The organism is Cohnella rhizosphaerae (assembly GCF_029525575.1).
GTDB classification, from domain to species: Bacteria; Bacillota; Bacilli; order Paenibacillales; family Paenibacillaceae; genus Cohnella; species Cohnella rhizosphaerae.
Genome location: NZ_JAPDIA010000003.1, coordinates 1,616,898 through 1,632,993, shown reverse-complemented (window position 1 = coordinate 1,632,993; position 16,096 = coordinate 1,616,898). Strand labels below are relative to the sequence as shown.

General features: G+C 61.9%; 14 protein-coding genes. All 14 read right to left on the bottom strand.

The window, feature by feature from the left end; translation table 11 throughout:
* Positions 1-64 precede the first annotated feature (64 nt).
* Positions 65-538 (bottom strand): peroxiredoxin, encoded by a 474-nt coding sequence (locus OMP40_RS13030; RefSeq protein ID WP_420871925.1) that lies wholly within the window; start codon positions 536-538, stop codon positions 65-67.
* A 172-nt stretch (positions 539-710) separates the two neighbouring features.
* Positions 711-2,870, bottom strand: coding sequence for a Sip1-related alpha-galactosidase (locus tag OMP40_RS13025; RefSeq protein WP_277531854.1), 2,160 nt, complete (start codon positions 2,868-2,870; stop codon positions 711-713).
* A 97-nt stretch (positions 2,871-2,967) separates the two neighbouring features.
* Positions 2,968-4,032, bottom strand: a complete 1,065-nt coding sequence (locus OMP40_RS13020) for an ROK family protein (RefSeq protein WP_277531853.1) — start codon at positions 4,030-4,032, stop codon at positions 2,968-2,970.
* Positions 4,029-4,328, bottom strand: a complete 300-nt coding sequence (locus OMP40_RS13015) for a D-sedoheptulose-7-phosphate isomerase (protein WP_277531852.1) — start codon at positions 4,326-4,328, stop codon at positions 4,029-4,031. The genes OMP40_RS13020 and OMP40_RS13015 overlap by 4 nt, the downstream gene beginning before the upstream one ends.
* A complete protein-coding gene (locus tag OMP40_RS13010) occupies positions 4,325-4,660 on the bottom strand; it encodes a phosphoheptose isomerase family protein (protein ID WP_277531849.1) in 336 nt (111 codons plus the stop codon). The genes OMP40_RS13015 and OMP40_RS13010 overlap by 4 nt, the downstream gene beginning before the upstream one ends.
* 560 nt (positions 4,661-5,220) lie before the next feature.
* On the bottom strand, positions 5,221-6,390 hold the full coding sequence (locus tag OMP40_RS13005; protein WP_277533158.1) for an IS4 family transposase: 1,170 nt from the start codon (positions 6,388-6,390) through the stop codon (positions 5,221-5,223).
* 263 nt (positions 6,391-6,653) lie between these two features.
* On the bottom strand, positions 6,654-8,132 hold the full coding sequence (locus tag OMP40_RS13000; protein ID WP_277531848.1) for a glycoside hydrolase family 38 C-terminal domain-containing protein: 1,479 nt from the start codon (positions 8,130-8,132) through the stop codon (positions 6,654-6,656).
* On the bottom strand, positions 8,021-9,088 hold the full coding sequence (locus OMP40_RS12995; RefSeq protein WP_277531846.1) for an alpha-mannosidase: 1,068 nt from the start codon (positions 9,086-9,088) through the stop codon (positions 8,021-8,023). Before OMP40_RS12995 ends, OMP40_RS13000 begins: the two co-directional genes overlap by 112 nt.
* Positions 9,089-9,862 (bottom strand): acetate and sugar kinases/Hsc70/actin family protein, encoded by a 774-nt coding sequence (locus OMP40_RS12990; RefSeq protein ID WP_277531844.1) that lies wholly within the window; start codon positions 9,860-9,862, stop codon positions 9,089-9,091. It lies immediately after the preceding gene.
* Positions 9,756-10,892 (bottom strand): FGGY family carbohydrate kinase, encoded by a 1,137-nt coding sequence (locus OMP40_RS12985; protein WP_277531842.1) that lies wholly within the window; start codon positions 10,890-10,892, stop codon positions 9,756-9,758. Before OMP40_RS12985 ends, OMP40_RS12990 begins: the two co-directional genes overlap by 107 nt.
* A gap of 409 nt (positions 10,893-11,301) precedes the next feature.
* Positions 11,302-12,561 (bottom strand): amidohydrolase family protein, encoded by a 1,260-nt coding sequence (locus OMP40_RS12980; protein WP_277531841.1) that lies wholly within the window; start codon positions 12,559-12,561, stop codon positions 11,302-11,304.
* A 199-nt stretch (positions 12,562-12,760) separates the two neighbouring features.
* Positions 12,761-14,125 carry an ABC transporter substrate-binding protein gene (locus OMP40_RS12975; RefSeq protein ID WP_277531840.1) on the bottom strand — a complete coding sequence of 455 codons (1,365 nt, stop codon included), beginning with the start codon at positions 14,123-14,125 and terminating at the stop codon, positions 12,761-12,763.
* Positions 14,126-14,281: 156 nt separating this feature from the next.
* Positions 14,282-15,109, bottom strand: coding sequence for a carbohydrate ABC transporter permease (locus OMP40_RS12970; protein ID WP_277531839.1), 828 nt, complete (start codon positions 15,107-15,109; stop codon positions 14,282-14,284).
* Positions 15,110-15,123: 14 nt separating this feature from the next.
* Positions 15,124-15,996 carry a carbohydrate ABC transporter permease gene (locus tag OMP40_RS12965; protein WP_277531838.1) on the bottom strand — a complete coding sequence of 291 codons (873 nt, stop codon included), beginning with the start codon at positions 15,994-15,996 and terminating at the stop codon, positions 15,124-15,126.
* Positions 15,997-16,096: the final 100 nt, after the last annotated feature.

Below are 16,096 nucleotides of genomic sequence, written 5' to 3'. Positions count from 1 at the left end.
TCAAACATAAATACGGCTATTAAAACAAACTGTCATGCGCAGCCCGGTTCAAACCTTCTCCTCCTCACCCTTTTACCGCCTCCAGCACCTTATCCGCATGTCCCTTCACCCGCACGTTGCGCCATTCGCGGCGCAGGATGCCTTCCTCGTCGATGAGGAACGTCGAGCGGACGATGCCCATGTATTCCCGGCCGTAGAGCTTTTTCTGCTGCCAGACGCCGTACAATTCGGCTACCCGGTGGTCGGGGTCCGACAACAGCAAAAACGGCAAGCCGAACTTGTCCGCGAACTTACGGTGCGACTTGAGATCGTCAGGGCTCACGCCGAGCACAACGGCCCCGGAATCTCCGAACGCCGGATGCGCATCGCGGAAATCGCATGTTTCCTGCGTGCACGTCGGCGTGTTGTCCTTCGGATAAAAGTAAAGCACGACCTTGCGGCCGCGATATTGGCCGAGACTGACCGGCCCTTCCGCGCTCTCCAGCACGAAGCCGGGCGCCGGCGAGCCGACATTAAGCGATGCTTCCACTTGCTCCACTTCTCTCCTTTAATCTACAGTTCTCCCCATAGCGTATCAGATGTCGTTAAAGGAGTAAAAGCATGTCGGCATCTCCGCGGCAATTGACGTTATTTCCCGGGAAAAGAACAACCGGATTCGCCACCCCTCGCGGGTCTGGCGAATCCGGTCAAGGAGCGGAATCCCGCTCAAATCAAGGATTCTCGGCTGCGGCGAGCTCGATCTCAAGACAGCATTCTCCGATGCCCTCCGGCAATTCGACGGTGTAAAAGCGCGCGGACGCGCTTCTAACTTCGACATCCGCGCCATCAGCCTGCGCGGATATCGGCGCTCTGTCGGAGACGAAGCCGAACGGTCCGCCGCCTTCCCGGACGCGGATGCGCATCCGGCCGCGGCTGTCCGCCGCGCAGGACAGCACCGCATGCGCGCCGGCGAACTTGTCGAGCCGGCCGAGCGGCGCGAAGTCATCCGCCAGCGGCGCGACGGTCCAGATCCCGCTGGCGCCTGGCGCGAGTGACACCGCGAGCGCCTCGTCGCGGCGCAAGATCGCTGCCACGCCCGAGCCGTGCTCGTGCAGCGCGAACCGTTCGCCACGCAGGCCCGGCACGTCTCTCGGACCGATCGACGCCGCCATCCCGGCTGTCTCGGCGTCGAGCCGGAAGACCGCGACCACGCCGGCGCCTCCAGCCATGTTCCAAAGCTTCAGCGGCAGCGCCTCCCGCGTCGGATCCCGAAGCAAGCAGTCGGGAGCCGGAACCGCGACCCTGTCGCAGCGAAGCAACGTGCCGTCGCGGTATGCGAGCGGCAGCAACAGCGCGGGGTCGGTCTGCCCGGGCGGATCGCTCACGTAGACCGGGCCGCCGCTGATCGCGCGGAGCAGCGCCCCGGCCCGCGCATCCTGGTGCCGCGTCCAGAACATGTCCCAATCTCCCCAGTAGAAGGCGCCGTGCCAGTATGAATTGTAGGCATTCTGCAGCGCATGCTCCGCAAAGCCGCGCAGGTCCTGCGGCACGAAGTCGTCGCTGCTGCGCGAGACGGCGGACCGCGGGCGGTGCCATACGTTCTCGGCCGCCATGCCCATGCAATTAATGAGCGCCGATTCGAAATGCAGCGCCACCGACGCTTCCAGCGACGCATGCGCCGCCGAGGCCGCGTCCCCGACGGCGTGCGAGCCTTCCCAGAAATTCGACACGGCGCTCTGGCTGTCCACTTTGACGAAATCTACGCCCTGGCGCGACAGCCAATCGTGCCAGCCGTGCCAGAAGCCGAACGCTTCGCCGTGCTCCGGCGACGGGAGCAGCTGCCCGCGGGCATTCGCGCGCAGAAACCGGCCGTACTCGCGCGCCTCCTCGCTTCGCGGATCGACGCCGCCCCAATAGCCCGCGATCGTGTGCCAGACGCCGACATGGCCGATGCCGAACCGGTCCTTAAGCTGGCTGACGGCGCGGCCGAGCCCGTGCGCGAACTTCGCCGCATCCGCCTCGAACCGCGCCAGCTTGCCGTCCCGGACGTCCGACCAGCCGTCGTCGATCATCATCCAGCCTACAGGCACGCCTAGACGCTGCAGCTCCTCCGCTTTTTGAAGCAGTCCTTCCTCGTTGACTTGGTGGTAAAACGCATCCCAGCTGCACCAGCCCAGACGATCGAGGAGCTGGGGATACGTCTTGGATGAACGCAGCAGGCCGGTCCTGCCGAGCGCCTTGGCGGCGACGGCCGCATGCCGCTCGACAAGGGCGTACGGATCGTCGCCGACGCCGAGCACGAACGCAACCGCGGCAAGCCGCGTCAGGCCTGACGCGCCGGGCGTCAGCCGGACGACGATGCCCGCTTCGCCGCCCGACACGTCTGCGCGGATCGCGCCGCCGCTGACGGGCAGCACCTGCAAGTAGCTTCCGTCGCCGCCGCAAAGCAGCGATTGGGTCCGTTCGGGGACGTCCCGCCAGTCGCTGCCGAAGGCAGGCCGCGTCCACCAGTCCTTGTGCTGGTAGACCGCCATCCAGCGTCCCGGCGCGGCGCCCGCGTCCAGCCGGAGCTCGACCGCGCCCGAGGGCGCGAACGTCCGTTGGCGTCCGAATGCGTTCTCGTTGACAATCTCCGCCTCGACACGCCCGGTCACGCAGTCGCCTTCCCGCCGGACGATCAAGACGACGCGGATGCCGCCCGCCTCGTCCGCAAAGACGAAGCGGGTTTCGCCCCGTGGATTACCGTCGCTATTCGTCGACGCTTCGTCCACACGGGCGAGCTGCAGCTCCGACGATGTGCCGCCGGCCTCGGTCAGCCTTACCGTGCAGCGCGCCTTCGTCGCTTCATCGGCCCCTCCGTACGAATCGGGAGCGAGTAACCAATCGAACATCATTCGTGCCTCCTTTGCCTTCCATTGCGAGACTCGCCGGCCAAACTGACCTTGTATGCCGGACAGGCCGTACGAGTCCCGCCAACCGCGCGTTCGCTCACGCCTCCAGCGCGTGCAGCGCGACCGACAGGCTCGCCGCGTCCCCGACGTTCTCCCTTAGCTGCGACGGCAAGATCCGACATGCGGCCAGCGAGCGCGGCAGCGCCTCTCGCCGCAGCGTCTCCAGCACGATTGGCGCGAGCAGCGGCTCCTGCCTGGCGTAGATGCTGCCGATGACGATCGCTTCTGGATTCAGCACGTCGACCATCACGGCGAGGCCTCGGCCCAACTCGATGCCGGTGACGCGCACGATCAGCGCGGCGAGCTCGTCGCCTGCCCTGGCCGCTTCGAAGATCAGGCGGGCCGTCAGCGTCGTCTCGGCGTCGGCTCCGGTAGGAAGCGCGGTCGTCTTGCCCGCTTGCAGCCATTCCTCGGTCATACCGATGCCCAGCCTCGCCATGCCGCCGCCGCTGCAAAAGCCCTCGAAGGAGCCCGCCTTACCGTAGCCGACCGGACCGTCTTCCCGCAGACGAATATGGCCGACCTCGCCCGCCATATCGTTCGCGCCGGCGTACAGCCTGCCGTTCAAGATCAAACCCGCGCCCATTCCGGTGCCAAATGTGAGGAACGCCATGTGCCGGGTGCCTCTCCCCGCGCCCCAGCGCCATTCCGCCAGCGCGCAGGCGTTGGCGTCGTTTTGCAGCGCGGCCGGCACGCCGAACCGCTCCCGCAGCGGCGCGAGCACGTCGACGGCGTCCCAGCCCGGCAGGTTGGGCGGCGACAGCACGAGGCCGGCCTCGCTGTCCAGGGGGCCGCCGCAGCTGACGCCGATCGCGGCCAGGCGGCTAAGCGCGCGATCATGCGATCGCGTTCCGTCCGGCTCCGGCGGCGCCCCTGCTTCGGCCGTCGCTATCGCCGCGTCCCCGCCCATGCCGATAGGTCCGCCATGCTCGGCCAGGAGCGCTTCGAGCGCCGCGATCAACGCCGACATCGTCGCCTCCGGCGTCGCGGGCGTCGGAAAGCTCGTTTTTCCGAGAATGTCGATCCCGGTCTCCGACGCCGCTCCGATGACAGCAGCGCACTTCGTGCCGCCGATGTCCAGCCCTCCGAGCAGCCGCCTCATGGGAAAAACGTCTCCTCGAGCATGATGCACAGCGCATGATAGATCGGCAGATGCCGCTCCTGGATGTCGGGCGTCCGCTCGCAGGGTACGCGAATGACGACGTCGCACAATGATGCGAGCTTGCCGCCTCCGCGGCCGGTGAACGCGATCGTCGCAAGGCCCAGCGACTTGGCGACCTGGACCGCGCGCACGACGTTGACCGAGTTACCGGACGTGCTGAATACGACAAGCGTATCCCCCCGGCCGGCCGTAACCGTACACCTGCTGGGCGAACACCATGTCGGCCGCCACGTCATTGATGTAGGCCGTCGCCAGCGCCGACTGGCTGACGAGCGAGATCGCCGGCAGCGCGCCCTGAAGCCTGTCCGCTATATACGCCCCCCTCTTCGCCCCACGCGGCAAACTTCTCCCGCTCGCCCTCTCCAAGCCGGCGCGGCGACATAAAGCCTTTCATCAGCTCGCCCACTACATGCTCGCAATCCGCGGCGCTGCCGCCGTTGCCGGCAAGCAGCATTTTTCCGCCTCGCTCGAACGAGCTGCGCGCGGCTTCGTAGGCCCGCTCGATATCCGCGCGGCAGACGGCCAGCTCCGGATATCGAGCGATCAGATCCTCCAACGTCCGGCTCATGCGCGGCACCTCCTTTTTTTATACTTTATGTCGCTGAAGTCTCTGGCTCCGGCGAGTACGCGTGCGATCGCGGTTTATCGCTTCAGCACCGACCGGCCTCGCAACGCTTTTGCACCGACCAACTTCTCTCACGACCGCTGTAGCGGAACTTTCTTCCGCTATCGCACCCGCCAAAATCGCTCTCCACCGCTTTAGCGGAACTTTCTTCCGCTATCGCACCCGCCAGCCTCGCTCTCCACCGCTTTAGCGGAACTTTCTTCCGCTATCGCACCCGCCAGAATCGCTCTCCACCGCTTTAGCGGAACTTATTTCCGCTATCGCACCCGCCAGCCTCGCTCTCCACCGCTTTAGCGGAACTTTCTTCCGCTATCGCACCCGCCAGCCTCGCTCTCCACCGCCTTAGCGGAACTCTTTTCACTAGCGTTGCATAAACGCTGACGTACATTAATCATTTCCCTCAAAAAGTTTCTTAGCGTAAAATTTTACATCCCCTTTTCGCTCCACTTTCCAAAAAGAGAAGAGGTGAGATAAAGTAGGTTGCGAAATCCAAAAATTGGGTTTTATCGTCTTTTTCTTTTCGACGGCTTCGTTAGCGCCACATCGCAGTGTTGCGGCTGTAACGGCGGAGCTGGTGTTTTACGAGCTTGGCGACCTTTGGTCCTTCCTCTTGGCACCTTGCTTGCGGCTTCCAGGAAGCCACGCCAACTTCGAAACGCATAGACACGTATCAGCCGCAACAGTTGCCACGGTGTTTGGTTCGCCTTGGTTTGCATCTTCAGCAGAAAGATCAAGCTATACGCAATCATGGCCAGCAAGATGTGGTTCCAAACCGCTTGCGGCTTGTAGCTGTAGAGCTTGGCGAACTTCAGATGCTGCTTCATCCAGCGAAAGAAAAGCTCAACCTGCCATCGCTGCCGGTATAAATCTGCGATTTCCCGAGCGGATAAATCAAACCGGGAAGTTGCGATTCGGTACAAGCGTCCCTTTTCATCACGAAACTCGACGAGCCGCACGGGATGCTCCATCCATCGAAAAGTGCCGCCCAGATAGACAATGGCATCCCGGCAGAGTCCCGGATCACTTGCATCGGTCGGATACGCTTCGAGCACTTGTTTAACCAAGTGGTGCGTGTTGATCCGCAGAACAAAGTGGCAATCTCGTTCGAGCCACTGATCCATCCGTTTGTAGGAGACGTAGCCACGATCCAGCAGGTAAGTGGCATCGGGATCGACGACAAGCAGATCCGAGCCCTCATAGTCGCTTACATTGCCCGTCGACGGTACAATGCGATCTGGGAAGCAGTTCCCATCCGGCAAAATGGCTAGGCGTGTGTGCACCTTAACGCCGCTGCGGCTTCGAGTCACATAGGTCCAGTCGGCCAATTGCTGCGGCAACCGCAGGTTGGTTGAATCGACAGCGTAGAGCTTAGCCGAAGGCCATTTCTTTTGCCGCACCGTGTGGTGATGAATACGGGAAAGCAAGGCATGAAAGAGGGCCTCAAGCACGCAGCTGGGAAAATCGTCGATGCGCCGGCAAAGTTGAGAAGCTGAGATTGCACAACCAAATTCCTGCTGCAGCAAAGGGTCCGCCGCGATTTCCAGCTCGATTCGGCGAAGCGAGTCCCACCCGCAGATTTGGGCAGCGATAAACACTTTAAGCAAGTTCGCACATCGGAGTTTGCGAACGCGATAATCCAAACAGGGAGCCGAGAAATCGGCCAGTGGCAACATAGACAAGCATTGACGCATTGTTGTAGAATCCGTTACACTCAAGGACGCAGGTCTCCTTTGTATTGGTGTACGGATTGCAACCTACACACCTCTACAATAGGAGATTTTTTCATGCCTATCCACGAAAAAGTAACACGGAATGGAAAATATAGTAATTAATTGGAGCTAAATTTAATGCGTTAGTTTTAATGCAACGCTAGTGAACTCTTTTCCCCTATCGCACCGAGCAGGCACCGACTGTTCCCAGCTTACGTCTCCGTGTCTTAAACGCCCCGCTCCAGCAGATCCGTCTCCGCCACCGGCCGCGCCGCATCCCGAGGCACGCGGAACGTCTTGATCTCGCTAGGTCCGAACGCCGCGCGAATCGTGCGCGCGAACCGCGGCAGCGCAATCTCCGCCTGCGTGGCGCGGCCTTCGGTCTCGTAGACGCGGACGATCAAGTCGCCGCTTCCGTCCTCCGCGGCCTTCACCGCGCTCACGACGACATTGTCCGCGAACGAAGCCACGTACGAATCGGCAAGCGGCAGGTCGCCCTCGTGATACGTCTCGATGACCGCCGTCGGCCGGCAGTTCAGCTCGGCCGCGCGGTGCGCGGTGCCGGCCTGCTCCCAGCCGCCTTCGTGCGGCAGCAGCGAATAATTGAAACGCTGGATGCCTTGATCGATGAACGAATATTCGCCGTCCGGCTCAGGCACGAGCGGGTCGTGATGCGCGTAAATCGGGCTGCGCAGGACGGTGAGCGCGAGTTCCTTTCCAGAGATGCTGTAGCTGTACTTGGCGTCGTTCAGCAGGCTCACGCCGTAGATTTTGTTCGTCAGGCGCGTGAGCCCCGTGTAGTCGACCCAGCTTTGCCCCGGCTCTTCTTCGCCGTTGTGCTCGCGCTGGATGGTGCCGTAAGGCGTCTCGTACGTATGCTTGCTGAAGATGACGTTGATCGGGAAAACAAGCTTAAGCATCTTAAACTTCTCGCGCCAATCGACGGTCACGCTCACGTCGATCAACTCGCGGTCCGGATACATCGCGAAGTCCTGCACCAGTTTCGAATCGCCGTACCGGCTTACGACCCGAATGACGGACTTGACCGGTCCGTGCTCGATGCGCGACACTTTAACCGCCTTAAATTCGCCCGCTACCCTATTAAAATGAAGCACGTCGTGGCTCCACGTATCCGACTTGTCGTCGATGACGACCGCGCGCGCCGCCGGTCCGGCGAACACGTCATGCTCCGCTTGCTTGTCTCGCAGGCTCTTGATCGCGCCCGTATCCCGATCGAACTCGAGACGGAATCGCCCGTTCTCAAGCACCAGATCGTTCGCCGCGATCGGTGCGCCGACGGCCTTGAGCGATTCGGACACCGCGACCAGCTTGTAGGTCCGATATCCGAGCGGCGGCAGTTCGGCCAGGAAGCTCAGCCGATAACGCCCGCCAGAGGTCGCCTGCGACTGCACCGTCTGAAACGGCACCGGCGCATCGTTTTCGTCCGTCAGCACGGTCTTCGGTCCGATGCCGCCGACTTCGAGCTCTACATTAACCTTGCTCGCCCAGGCATGCGGGTTGAACACGACGATCGGCTTCATGCCTTCGTCCTGCCGGATGCCGACCCGCCACGAGATCGACTGCACCGCATCGTTCAGCGCGCGGTCCGCGATCGCCATCGCCTCGCCGAACAGGTAACGCGCGTCCTCGTAGGCCGATTCCAGGCTCGTGCCCGCCAGAATGTCGTGGAACTGGTTGAACAGCACGTTTTTCCACGCGCGTCCGAACGCCGCGAGCGGGTATGGCTGTCCCGTGATCCAGGCGGCGAGCGCCGAATATTCTCCGCCGCGGCGAGACGGTTCTCGGCCTGGCGATTCCACTGCTTGATGCCCGAATGCGCGCTGTAGCAACCGCTCGCGTGGTGCTGCAGATCGTCGTGCACGACCGGGAACGACAGCCCAGACGCTTCCATGTCCGCAAAATATTGGTCGGGCGTCGAAAACACGAGCTTCGGCAGCTCAGGATCGTCGTTCAGCGCGCGGATGCTTTCGATGTTTTCCTTGGTCGGGCCGCCGCCGTGATTGCCGACGCCGTAGAAAAACAGCAGGTCGTTCAGCGGCTCCTTGAACTCGCCGAGCGCGCGGCGGACATGGCCGCCGAGCTCCTTGCCCCAGGACAGGTACTCGAACATAATGCGGAACGTCAGCACCTTCGAGCCGTCGTCCGATTGCCACCAGAACAGCCGGCTCGGTAAGCCTTTCTCGTTCGGCATCGGCCGCATCATCACGTAGTAATCCATGCCGCTCTTTTTCAAAATTTGCGGAAGCATGGCGTTGTGTCCGAAGCTGTCGACGTTGTAGCCGACTTTGGCGGTCACGCCGAACTTTTCCATAAAATAACGCTGTCCGTACAGTCCCTGCCGCACGAAAGACTCGCCGCTCGGAATGTTGCAGTCCGGTTGTATCCACCAGCCGCCGACGATATTCCACCTGCCCTCTGCCACCCGCTGACGGATCTCCTCGAACATGTCCGGCGCGTTGATTTCCACCCATTCGTACATCGCGGCGGAGCTGGACGTGAACACGAAGTCGTCGTACTCCTTCATCCGATCGAGCGCGGAGCGGAACGTCGCCTTGACTTCCTGGAAGCCCTCCTGCCATTGCCACAGCCATACCGGGTCCAGATGGGCGTTGCCGATCATATAGAACTTTCTGTGCTTCATTTAAACGATATCCCCTTCCGTCAGGCGGGCGCGGCCCATTCGGTCCAGCGCCTCGTCATAGTCTGCGAAAATGCCCGCGCATACCGCGGCATGCACGGCCGCGCCAAAGGCAGCTTCCTCCCGCGCTCCCGCGAGCTCCAGCTGTGCGCCGATCCGTTCCTCCAGCAGCCGGCGCAGCGCCGGATTGCGGCGAAGGCCGTTGCCCGCGCCGACCCGGCGGCGGACGCCCGCGAGCAGCTCCGCCGGCAGCTGCGCGGCGAACGCGGCGAGCTCGTCCGCGACGCCAGCCAGCAGGCCCGCGGTGAGCGCCTGGGGCGTTAACGTCGCCGGGGTCAGCGACGCGATCTCGCCCGTACGCGCCGGTTCGGCGCGCGTCCCGAAAAACGCGGCGTCGACGCGCGGCAGCGGCCGCCCCTCGTCAAGCGCCGCCAGCGCCCAGCGATTCATCGCGTCGTACAAGCGATCGCTCGGCACGCTGCCCGCGCCCCCGCCGAGCGCCTCCGCTATCTCGCGGTAGAAGGCGGCGAGCAGCGCGTACGTTTTGCCGCCGCCGAGCGACGCGCCGGACAGCAGCCAGCCGCCGTCCGGAAACGGCCGCAGCTCCAGTCCGCCGGTCGGCTCGATCCGCTCCGCCGTGTAAAGCGACAGCTGCGCGCCCGTTCCTATATTAAGAAGCAGGCTCCCCCGCGAGCGCCGGCACGGTGCCGAGGTAGCTCGCCTGGTTATCGCCGATGGCGACGGCGACCGGGATGCCGTCCGCCGTCCTTCCGGCAATGGCGCCATCCCGTGCCGCGAGCGCAAAGTCGCGGTCCGGCGCTTTGCAAGCTGGATCCGCGCCCTCCCTTGCACCCGCCCGGGCGCCGGCCGCCCCGGCAAGCTCGGGCAGCAGCGAAGCGTCGATGCCGGCGCGGGCCGCCGCGGCCGCATCGAACGACCGGCTTCGCAGGTCGAACAGACCGAGGCCCGCCGCCTGCGTGGCGTCGATGAGCGGCAATGCCCGGCCCGCGAGACGCATCGCGGCGTAGTCGCCGACGGTGCACAGCTTGGCGGCCGCCGCGGGCACCGCGCCGGTCCGGCGCAGCACGTCGTGCGTCAGCAGTCCGTAGCCTGACGGAACGGAATAGCCGCTGAGCGCCTCCAACTGCTCGCGGTAGGTCGCCCCGCCGGAGTCCGCGGCCGCCTGTGCCCGCTTAACGCCCGGTCCGCTTTCCTTCGCCCCCGGTCCGCTTTCTTCGGGGCCCGATCCGCTTTCATTCGCCCCCGGACCGCTTTCCTTGGCACCCGGACCGCTTTCCTTCGCATCCGGTCCGCTTCCCTTCGCATCCGAAGCCGCTTGCCCGCTCTTCGTCGCGACGGCGCCCGGTTTCCCGCCTGCGGCCTTCCGCCCCGTAGGTGCGGCGCCATTTTCGGCTGCCTCGGTCTCCGCGTTGGCCGCCGGCCGATCGCCTCGTCCGTCCTGCCACGTATACAGCGGACTGACGGCCCTGCCGCGACCGTCGACATAAAGGATGCCGTGCATCTGCGCCGAGATGCCGATCGCCGCCGTCCCCGGCAGCAGATCCCGCCATTCTTCGAGCATCGCGCGCAGCTCGTCCACGATTCGATCCGGATCCTGGAGCCGCTCGTCCGTCGCCTCGCCGGGGATCGCGGCGAGGTTCGGCCGAACGAGCGTCCGTACGACGGTCCCGTCGCGTATATCGACCGCCGTCGCGCAGAGCGAGGTCGTGCCGATATCGAGGCCTAGCGCATACCTTCTTCCGGCCGTTTCCGCCGTTTGCGCGGCGTTCCCTTTATTTTCGCGCATGACACGCCTCCTCCCCGCCACCTTCAACCACGCACTCTCGCCGGCACCTCATTTAAAAAGTTACTTTACAGCTTCGCAAACCGGTCTAAACGGCGCTGTAAAGGCAAAAAGTTACTCTACATCTCCGCAAATCGGTCTAAATGGTACTGTAAAGGCAAAAAGTTACTCTGCAGCTCCACAAACCGGTCTAAACGACGCTGTAAAGAAAAAAAGTTACTCTACACGCTCACGAACCGGCCTACATGCTACTGTAAAGGCAAAAAGTTACTCTAAAGCTCCGCGACACGATCCACATGGCGCTATAGAGGCAGAAAATTTTGCGAGGTCACGTTCTTTGCAAGCCTACTGCGAAAACTTTGCCAGCGTCCGCATCTTGCCTTTATACTCGCACTTAAGCGAAATAGCTTTGTTAACTCATCCCTTCCAATCCGTACAGCTCGATGATGTTGCCGCGGAAGATGCGATTCGCGAAGTCGATCGCCTCGGCCTCGCCGAGCGCTCCCGCTTCCACCTTCTCGCTGAGCGTCTCGGCGACGATGCGCCGCGCCAGCTTCAGGTGCGAATAGGTGCCTTCGATATGATTGTAGTCCCCGCCGAAGCCCTGGATCTTGTTCGCCGGCACCATCTCGATCGCCTGATGCAGCGTCTGCTTGGCGGCCGTCGGCGTGATGATGTAGACCCACGTGAAGTCCATATAGGCGTTCGGGAAATTTTTGACCATGCTGAGATACACTTGATGATAGGGAAAACCGACATGCAGCAGCACGAAGCGCGCATCCGGGTAGGCGAGCAGCAGCGGCACGAGATGTTCGGCGTTGGAGCGCCCGATGATGTTGCCGTCGCCGGAAACGCTGGTCTCGTGGTGGCCGGTATGGATCTGTACGGGAAGGTCGATCGCGGTCGACCGCTCGATGACGTGCCGGATGATATAATCCTGCAGCGGCCGCAGCTCGCTCTCCGTCATCGTCGCCCCGCCGAGCAGCCGGTCGTAAAGCCGCTCCGCGTCGTCCCGCGACGGATCGCCGCAGGCCAGCGTCCTCCAGTAGGCGTGGCCCAGCTTGGTGGCGACCATGCCTTCTTGCTTGTATCGTTGCAGCAGGCCGTCCGTCGCGTCCAGGTAGGCGCCGAACGAACGCGCGATCGCGTCCTTGTCCATCGCCCGCCAGACGGCAAGGAGGTCCTCCGTCGTATTCAATCGGAAAGTAAAATCGAGAAACATAATGGGCCTGAACCGGTCGTAGCCCAAATCCGTCGTCTGGATAAGCGTGAAAGCCAGGTCGATGCCCGACCGCTCGCCAAGCACGTCGTCGTACCAGCTCGGGTTGGCGCTGGCCGCGAGCACGCTCGCATTGGCTTGCAGAATGCCTTCCGCGTTCCATTCGCGAAGGCCGTGAAGCTCCTCCATCGCCTGCTTGAACATGCGGGCATAGGTCGTATTGGACGTGCGTTGCCAGTACTTCAAAAAGATCGAAGTCCGTTCTTCGTTCGACAGGCCCAGACGCCGGTCGAGCGCGCCGCGCTTCATGCCGGCCGTGATGAGGTCCGATTCCAAATAATGCAGAAGCGAGAATAGGTCGTGATTCTCTCTGCGGCGAATCTCGGGCGTCGCCAGATGTTCGTGCGCGTCGATAATGCGGAGCTGCCGGATGTGATCGTGTATGGTTTGCATCTCTTTGTCTCTCCTTCCGCTAGCCCGTGCGGCGCAAGGGCCGGCCGGCGTCGGACCGGAGGCAAACGGGAACGTTCCCGCTTAACTCCGGTGCCGCATGTTGCCGCAAGTTGCCGCGCGATGCCGAGAATTGCCTCTCGATTCCGCAGCCCGCGGCGATCAGCCGGTCCCTGCCGCTGCCGCTCCTTCGAATGCTGTCTTAGTCGACTTTTATTTCGGGGAAGGCGTTTTTGACTTCCTTCTTGAAGCTCGCGACAACCTTGTCGTAATCGGTCTTGTTCGTGATGCCCTGGCCGGCCGTCTTGCGCCACAGGCTCAGGATTTCTTCGCCGTACTTGTCTGCGGACAGCGCGGGAAGCTTCATGACGGTGTCGTAGTAAGGCTTAAGGATGTTCTGGTCGCCGAAGAACGTCGACTTGAACGAATCCATGTTGTCCTGATACACCGTAGCGAGGCCCGGCATGTTGCCCGTCTTGCCGAGGTTGTACGTCTGCCATTCGGAGCTTGCGATATACTTGACGAATTCGTAAGCCAGCTCTTTGTTGGGCGACTTGTCGTAGATGCCGCGGTACGTGCCGCCGGTGTAGAAGCCGAGCGGCGTAGAAGCGACGCCGAACTTGCCGACGGCCTTGTCGTCCTTGTTGTCGATCATGAAGCCGGCCCATGCGGGCATCGAAGTCAGCACGACCGTGCCGCTGTTAAGCGCCGTGCCCCAACCGGCCGACATGAAGTCCAGCTTGGCGTCGACGTTGTTTTCGCGGATTTTTTGCTGAACGGCATAGGTGTCTTTCCACTTCGGATCGATGTTGAGCGCGCCGTCCTTGACCCATGCTTCCGTGTTGTATGCCATAATGTCGAACAGATCGTTCGCGCTTTCGATCAGATGGACTTTGCCGCCGCTTTGCTCATACACCTTTTTGCCGGTCTCGACGAGCTTATCCCAGTCGCTCACCATCGCGCCGATTTGGGCCGCGTCGTCCGTGCCGAGATATTGTTTCGCCGTCTCCTTCAGGTACCAGAAGCCGCCCGGGGAGGAGTGGTCGGAGATCGCCTTCAGCTTGCCGTCGGAGGAACGCCCGAGTCCTTGCACGTAAGGGACATAGTCCTTGACGAGATCTTCCGCGCCCATCGCGGACAGGTCGGCCAGGTACTTGGAGTCGATGAACTTGCCGATATAGCCGCGCTCCAGGTCGAAGATATCCGGCAGATCCTTGCCGCTCTGCAACGCCGTCAGCAGCTTCGTCTGATATTGGTCGCCCGGGAACATCTTGACTTCAACCTGCACGCCCGGGTTCTTTTCCATAAATTTCGCCGCCATGTCCTTCACCTGGTCGAAAAACGTCCAGATGACGAGCTTGCCCGACAGCGCGCTCGGCGCAGCCGACTCGGACGCCGATGGCGAGGCCGATGCGGAAGGGGATGCCGGCTCCGAAGCCGACGGAGACGCCGATGCGGAAGACGACGGGGAAGCGTTGTTATTGCCGTTGTTGCCGCCGCAAGCGGACAGCAGCGTCAGGATAAGGATGAGCGCCAGCGATACGGGAAGCCATGATTTTCTTTTCAAAGCAATCGCCCCTTTAGATCGTTTAGTGGGAAACCTGAGCTAGCCGTAAAACGGGTTCGTTGCGGTTGACTGCGCTTTCACAACTTCTTCAGTCCGACGGGACCCGCATCACCTCTTTCGCGGAGTGTCATTGCCGTTCGTGCGTGCATGCCCGGATCAGCCCTTGACCGCGCCTGCCGCTACGCCGCTGATGATCTGCTTCGACATGAAGGCGAAAAACACGAGCAGCGGGATGACGGAGATGGCGATGCCGACATACTGGGCGCCGAAGTCGGAGGAGAACGCCGACTTGACGCTGGCGATCATGACGGGAAGCGTCTGCTTGTCGTTGTCGAACAGGATGATCATCGGGGTCAGGAAGTCGTTCCACTTGCCGATGAAGGAGAAGATCGCGAGCGTCGCGATGGCCGGCCCCATGAGCGGGAGCACGATCCGATGGAAGATCCGCCATTCTCCGCAGCCGTCGATCCGTCCGGACTCGATGATCTCGTCGGGGATCGAAGCGTCCGCGAATTGGCGCATCAGGAAGATGCCGAACGCGTTGTACAGCGATTGAAGCAGCAGCGGCCAGTAGGTGTCGGTAAGCTGAAGCATGCTCATGACTTTATAGAAACCGATGATGCCGAGTTGACCCGGGATCATCATCGTGCCGAGCACGAACAGAAACAAAAAGTTCCGGTAGCGGAAGCGGTACTTGGAAAAGCCGAAGCCCGCCAGCGCCGCGAAGTAGACGTTCAGGATCGTCGCCGTCACCGAGACGAACACGGTGTTCGCGAAGCCGCGCCAGATGTTGACGGAGCCTACGAGCCGGTCGTAATTGTTGGCAAGCTCCGTGCCGGGCCACAGCAGCAGCTTGCTCGCGATCTCGGCGTTCGCATGGGTCGACGTGATCAGCATGCTGTAAAAGGGAACGAGACAAATGAACGCGACGGCTGCCAGCAAGAGATACAGCACGGCTTTGGTGTGGGTATATCCGGATCTCATAGGCGAGACGCCTCCTATTCCTTCGTTCTCGTGGCGAGCGTAGTTAACGCGGTGAAGAACATGACGACCACGAAGATGCCGTAGGCGACGGCCGAGCCGTAACTGTAGTCGAAGTTCTTGAATGCGGTCTCATACAGGTACATGATCATCGTGCGCGTCGCGTTGCCCGGCCCGTCTCCGAGCATGAGCGGCGCGTCGAACAGCTGCAAGCCGCCGATAACCGAAGTGATGAAGGTGAACAGCATGACCGGGCGAAGCAGCGGCAGTATGATTCGGCGAATGATGACGGGTTTGGTCGCCCCGTCCACTTCGGCCGCTTCGTAAACTTCTTTGGAGATGCCCTGAAGCCCGGCGATGAAGATGATGAGGTTAAAGCCGAAGTATTGCCAGCAGATGACGCCCGCGACGATGATCCTCGACCACCACGGGTTGTTGAACCAGTTGACCGGGTCGTCGACGAGACCGATGTTCATGAGCACTTTGTTGATGCTGCCCGTCTGCCAGTCGAACATGAGGCTGAACAGGACGCCGAGGGTGACCGGGGTTACGATGTGCGGAAAGTAGAATACGGCTCTGAAAAAGTGCTTGCCCCGGATGAACCGCTCGTTCAGGATGAGGGCGAGCCCCAGGGCGAGCAGGATTTGCGGGACGATCGACATGATCCATATGACCAGCGTGGTGCCGATCGTCTGAAAGAAGAAGCTGTCGTGAACGAGCCGGGTATAGTTGGCGGCGCCGACGTATACGGGATCGCTGAAGCCGTCCCACTTGGTCAGGCTGAGGTAGAAGGTGTACAGGATCGGCGCCAGGCCGACCAGCAGAAATCCGATAAAAAACGGCGCGATGAAAATGTAACCGTAGAAGGACTTGTTGATTTTCGTGTTCATGCGCATCAACCCTCTTTTAAGTCAGATGGAAGTCGGTCTGTCGCAAGAATCGCGGACGATCAGATGAGGCTTCAGCAAGCTGTAAGAGCGGCTGTCGACA

What these genes read in the sequence shown, in the direction of transcription:
- OMP40_RS13025 (WP_277531854.1), bottom strand. Translation starts at nt 2,870, where the DNA reads ATGTTCGATTGGTTACTCGCTCCCGATTCGTACGGAGGGGCCGATGAA.
- OMP40_RS13020 (WP_277531853.1), bottom strand. Translation starts at nt 4,032, where the DNA reads ATGAGGCGGCTGCTCGGAGGGCTGGACATCGGCGGCACGAAGTGCGCT.
- OMP40_RS13015 (WP_277531852.1), bottom strand. Translation starts at nt 4,328, where the DNA reads ATGACGTGGCGGCCGACATGGTGTTCGCCCAGCAGGTGTACGGTTACG.
- OMP40_RS13010 (WP_277531849.1), bottom strand. Translation starts at nt 4,660, where the DNA reads ATGAGCCGGACGTTGGAGGATCTGATCGCTCGATATCCGGAGCTGGCC.
- OMP40_RS13005 (WP_277533158.1), bottom strand. Translation starts at nt 6,390, where the DNA reads ATGTTGCCACTGGCCGATTTCTCGGCTCCCTGTTTGGATTATCGCGTT.
- OMP40_RS12995 (WP_277531846.1), bottom strand. Translation starts at nt 9,088, where the DNA reads ATGAAGCACAGAAAGTTCTATATGATCGGCAACGCCCATCTGGACCCG.
- OMP40_RS12985 (WP_277531842.1), bottom strand. Translation starts at nt 10,892, where the DNA reads ATGCGCGAAAATAAAGGGAACGCCGCGCAAACGGCGGAAACGGCCGGA.
- OMP40_RS12980 (WP_277531841.1), bottom strand. Translation starts at nt 12,561, where the DNA reads ATGCAAACCATACACGATCACATCCGGCAGCTCCGCATTATCGACGCG.
- OMP40_RS12970 (WP_277531839.1), bottom strand. Translation starts at nt 15,109, where the DNA reads ATGAGATCCGGATATACCCACACCAAAGCCGTGCTGTATCTCTTGCTG.
- OMP40_RS12965 (WP_277531838.1), bottom strand. Translation starts at nt 15,996, where the DNA reads ATGAACACGAAAATCAACAAGTCCTTCTACGGTTACATTTTCATCGCG.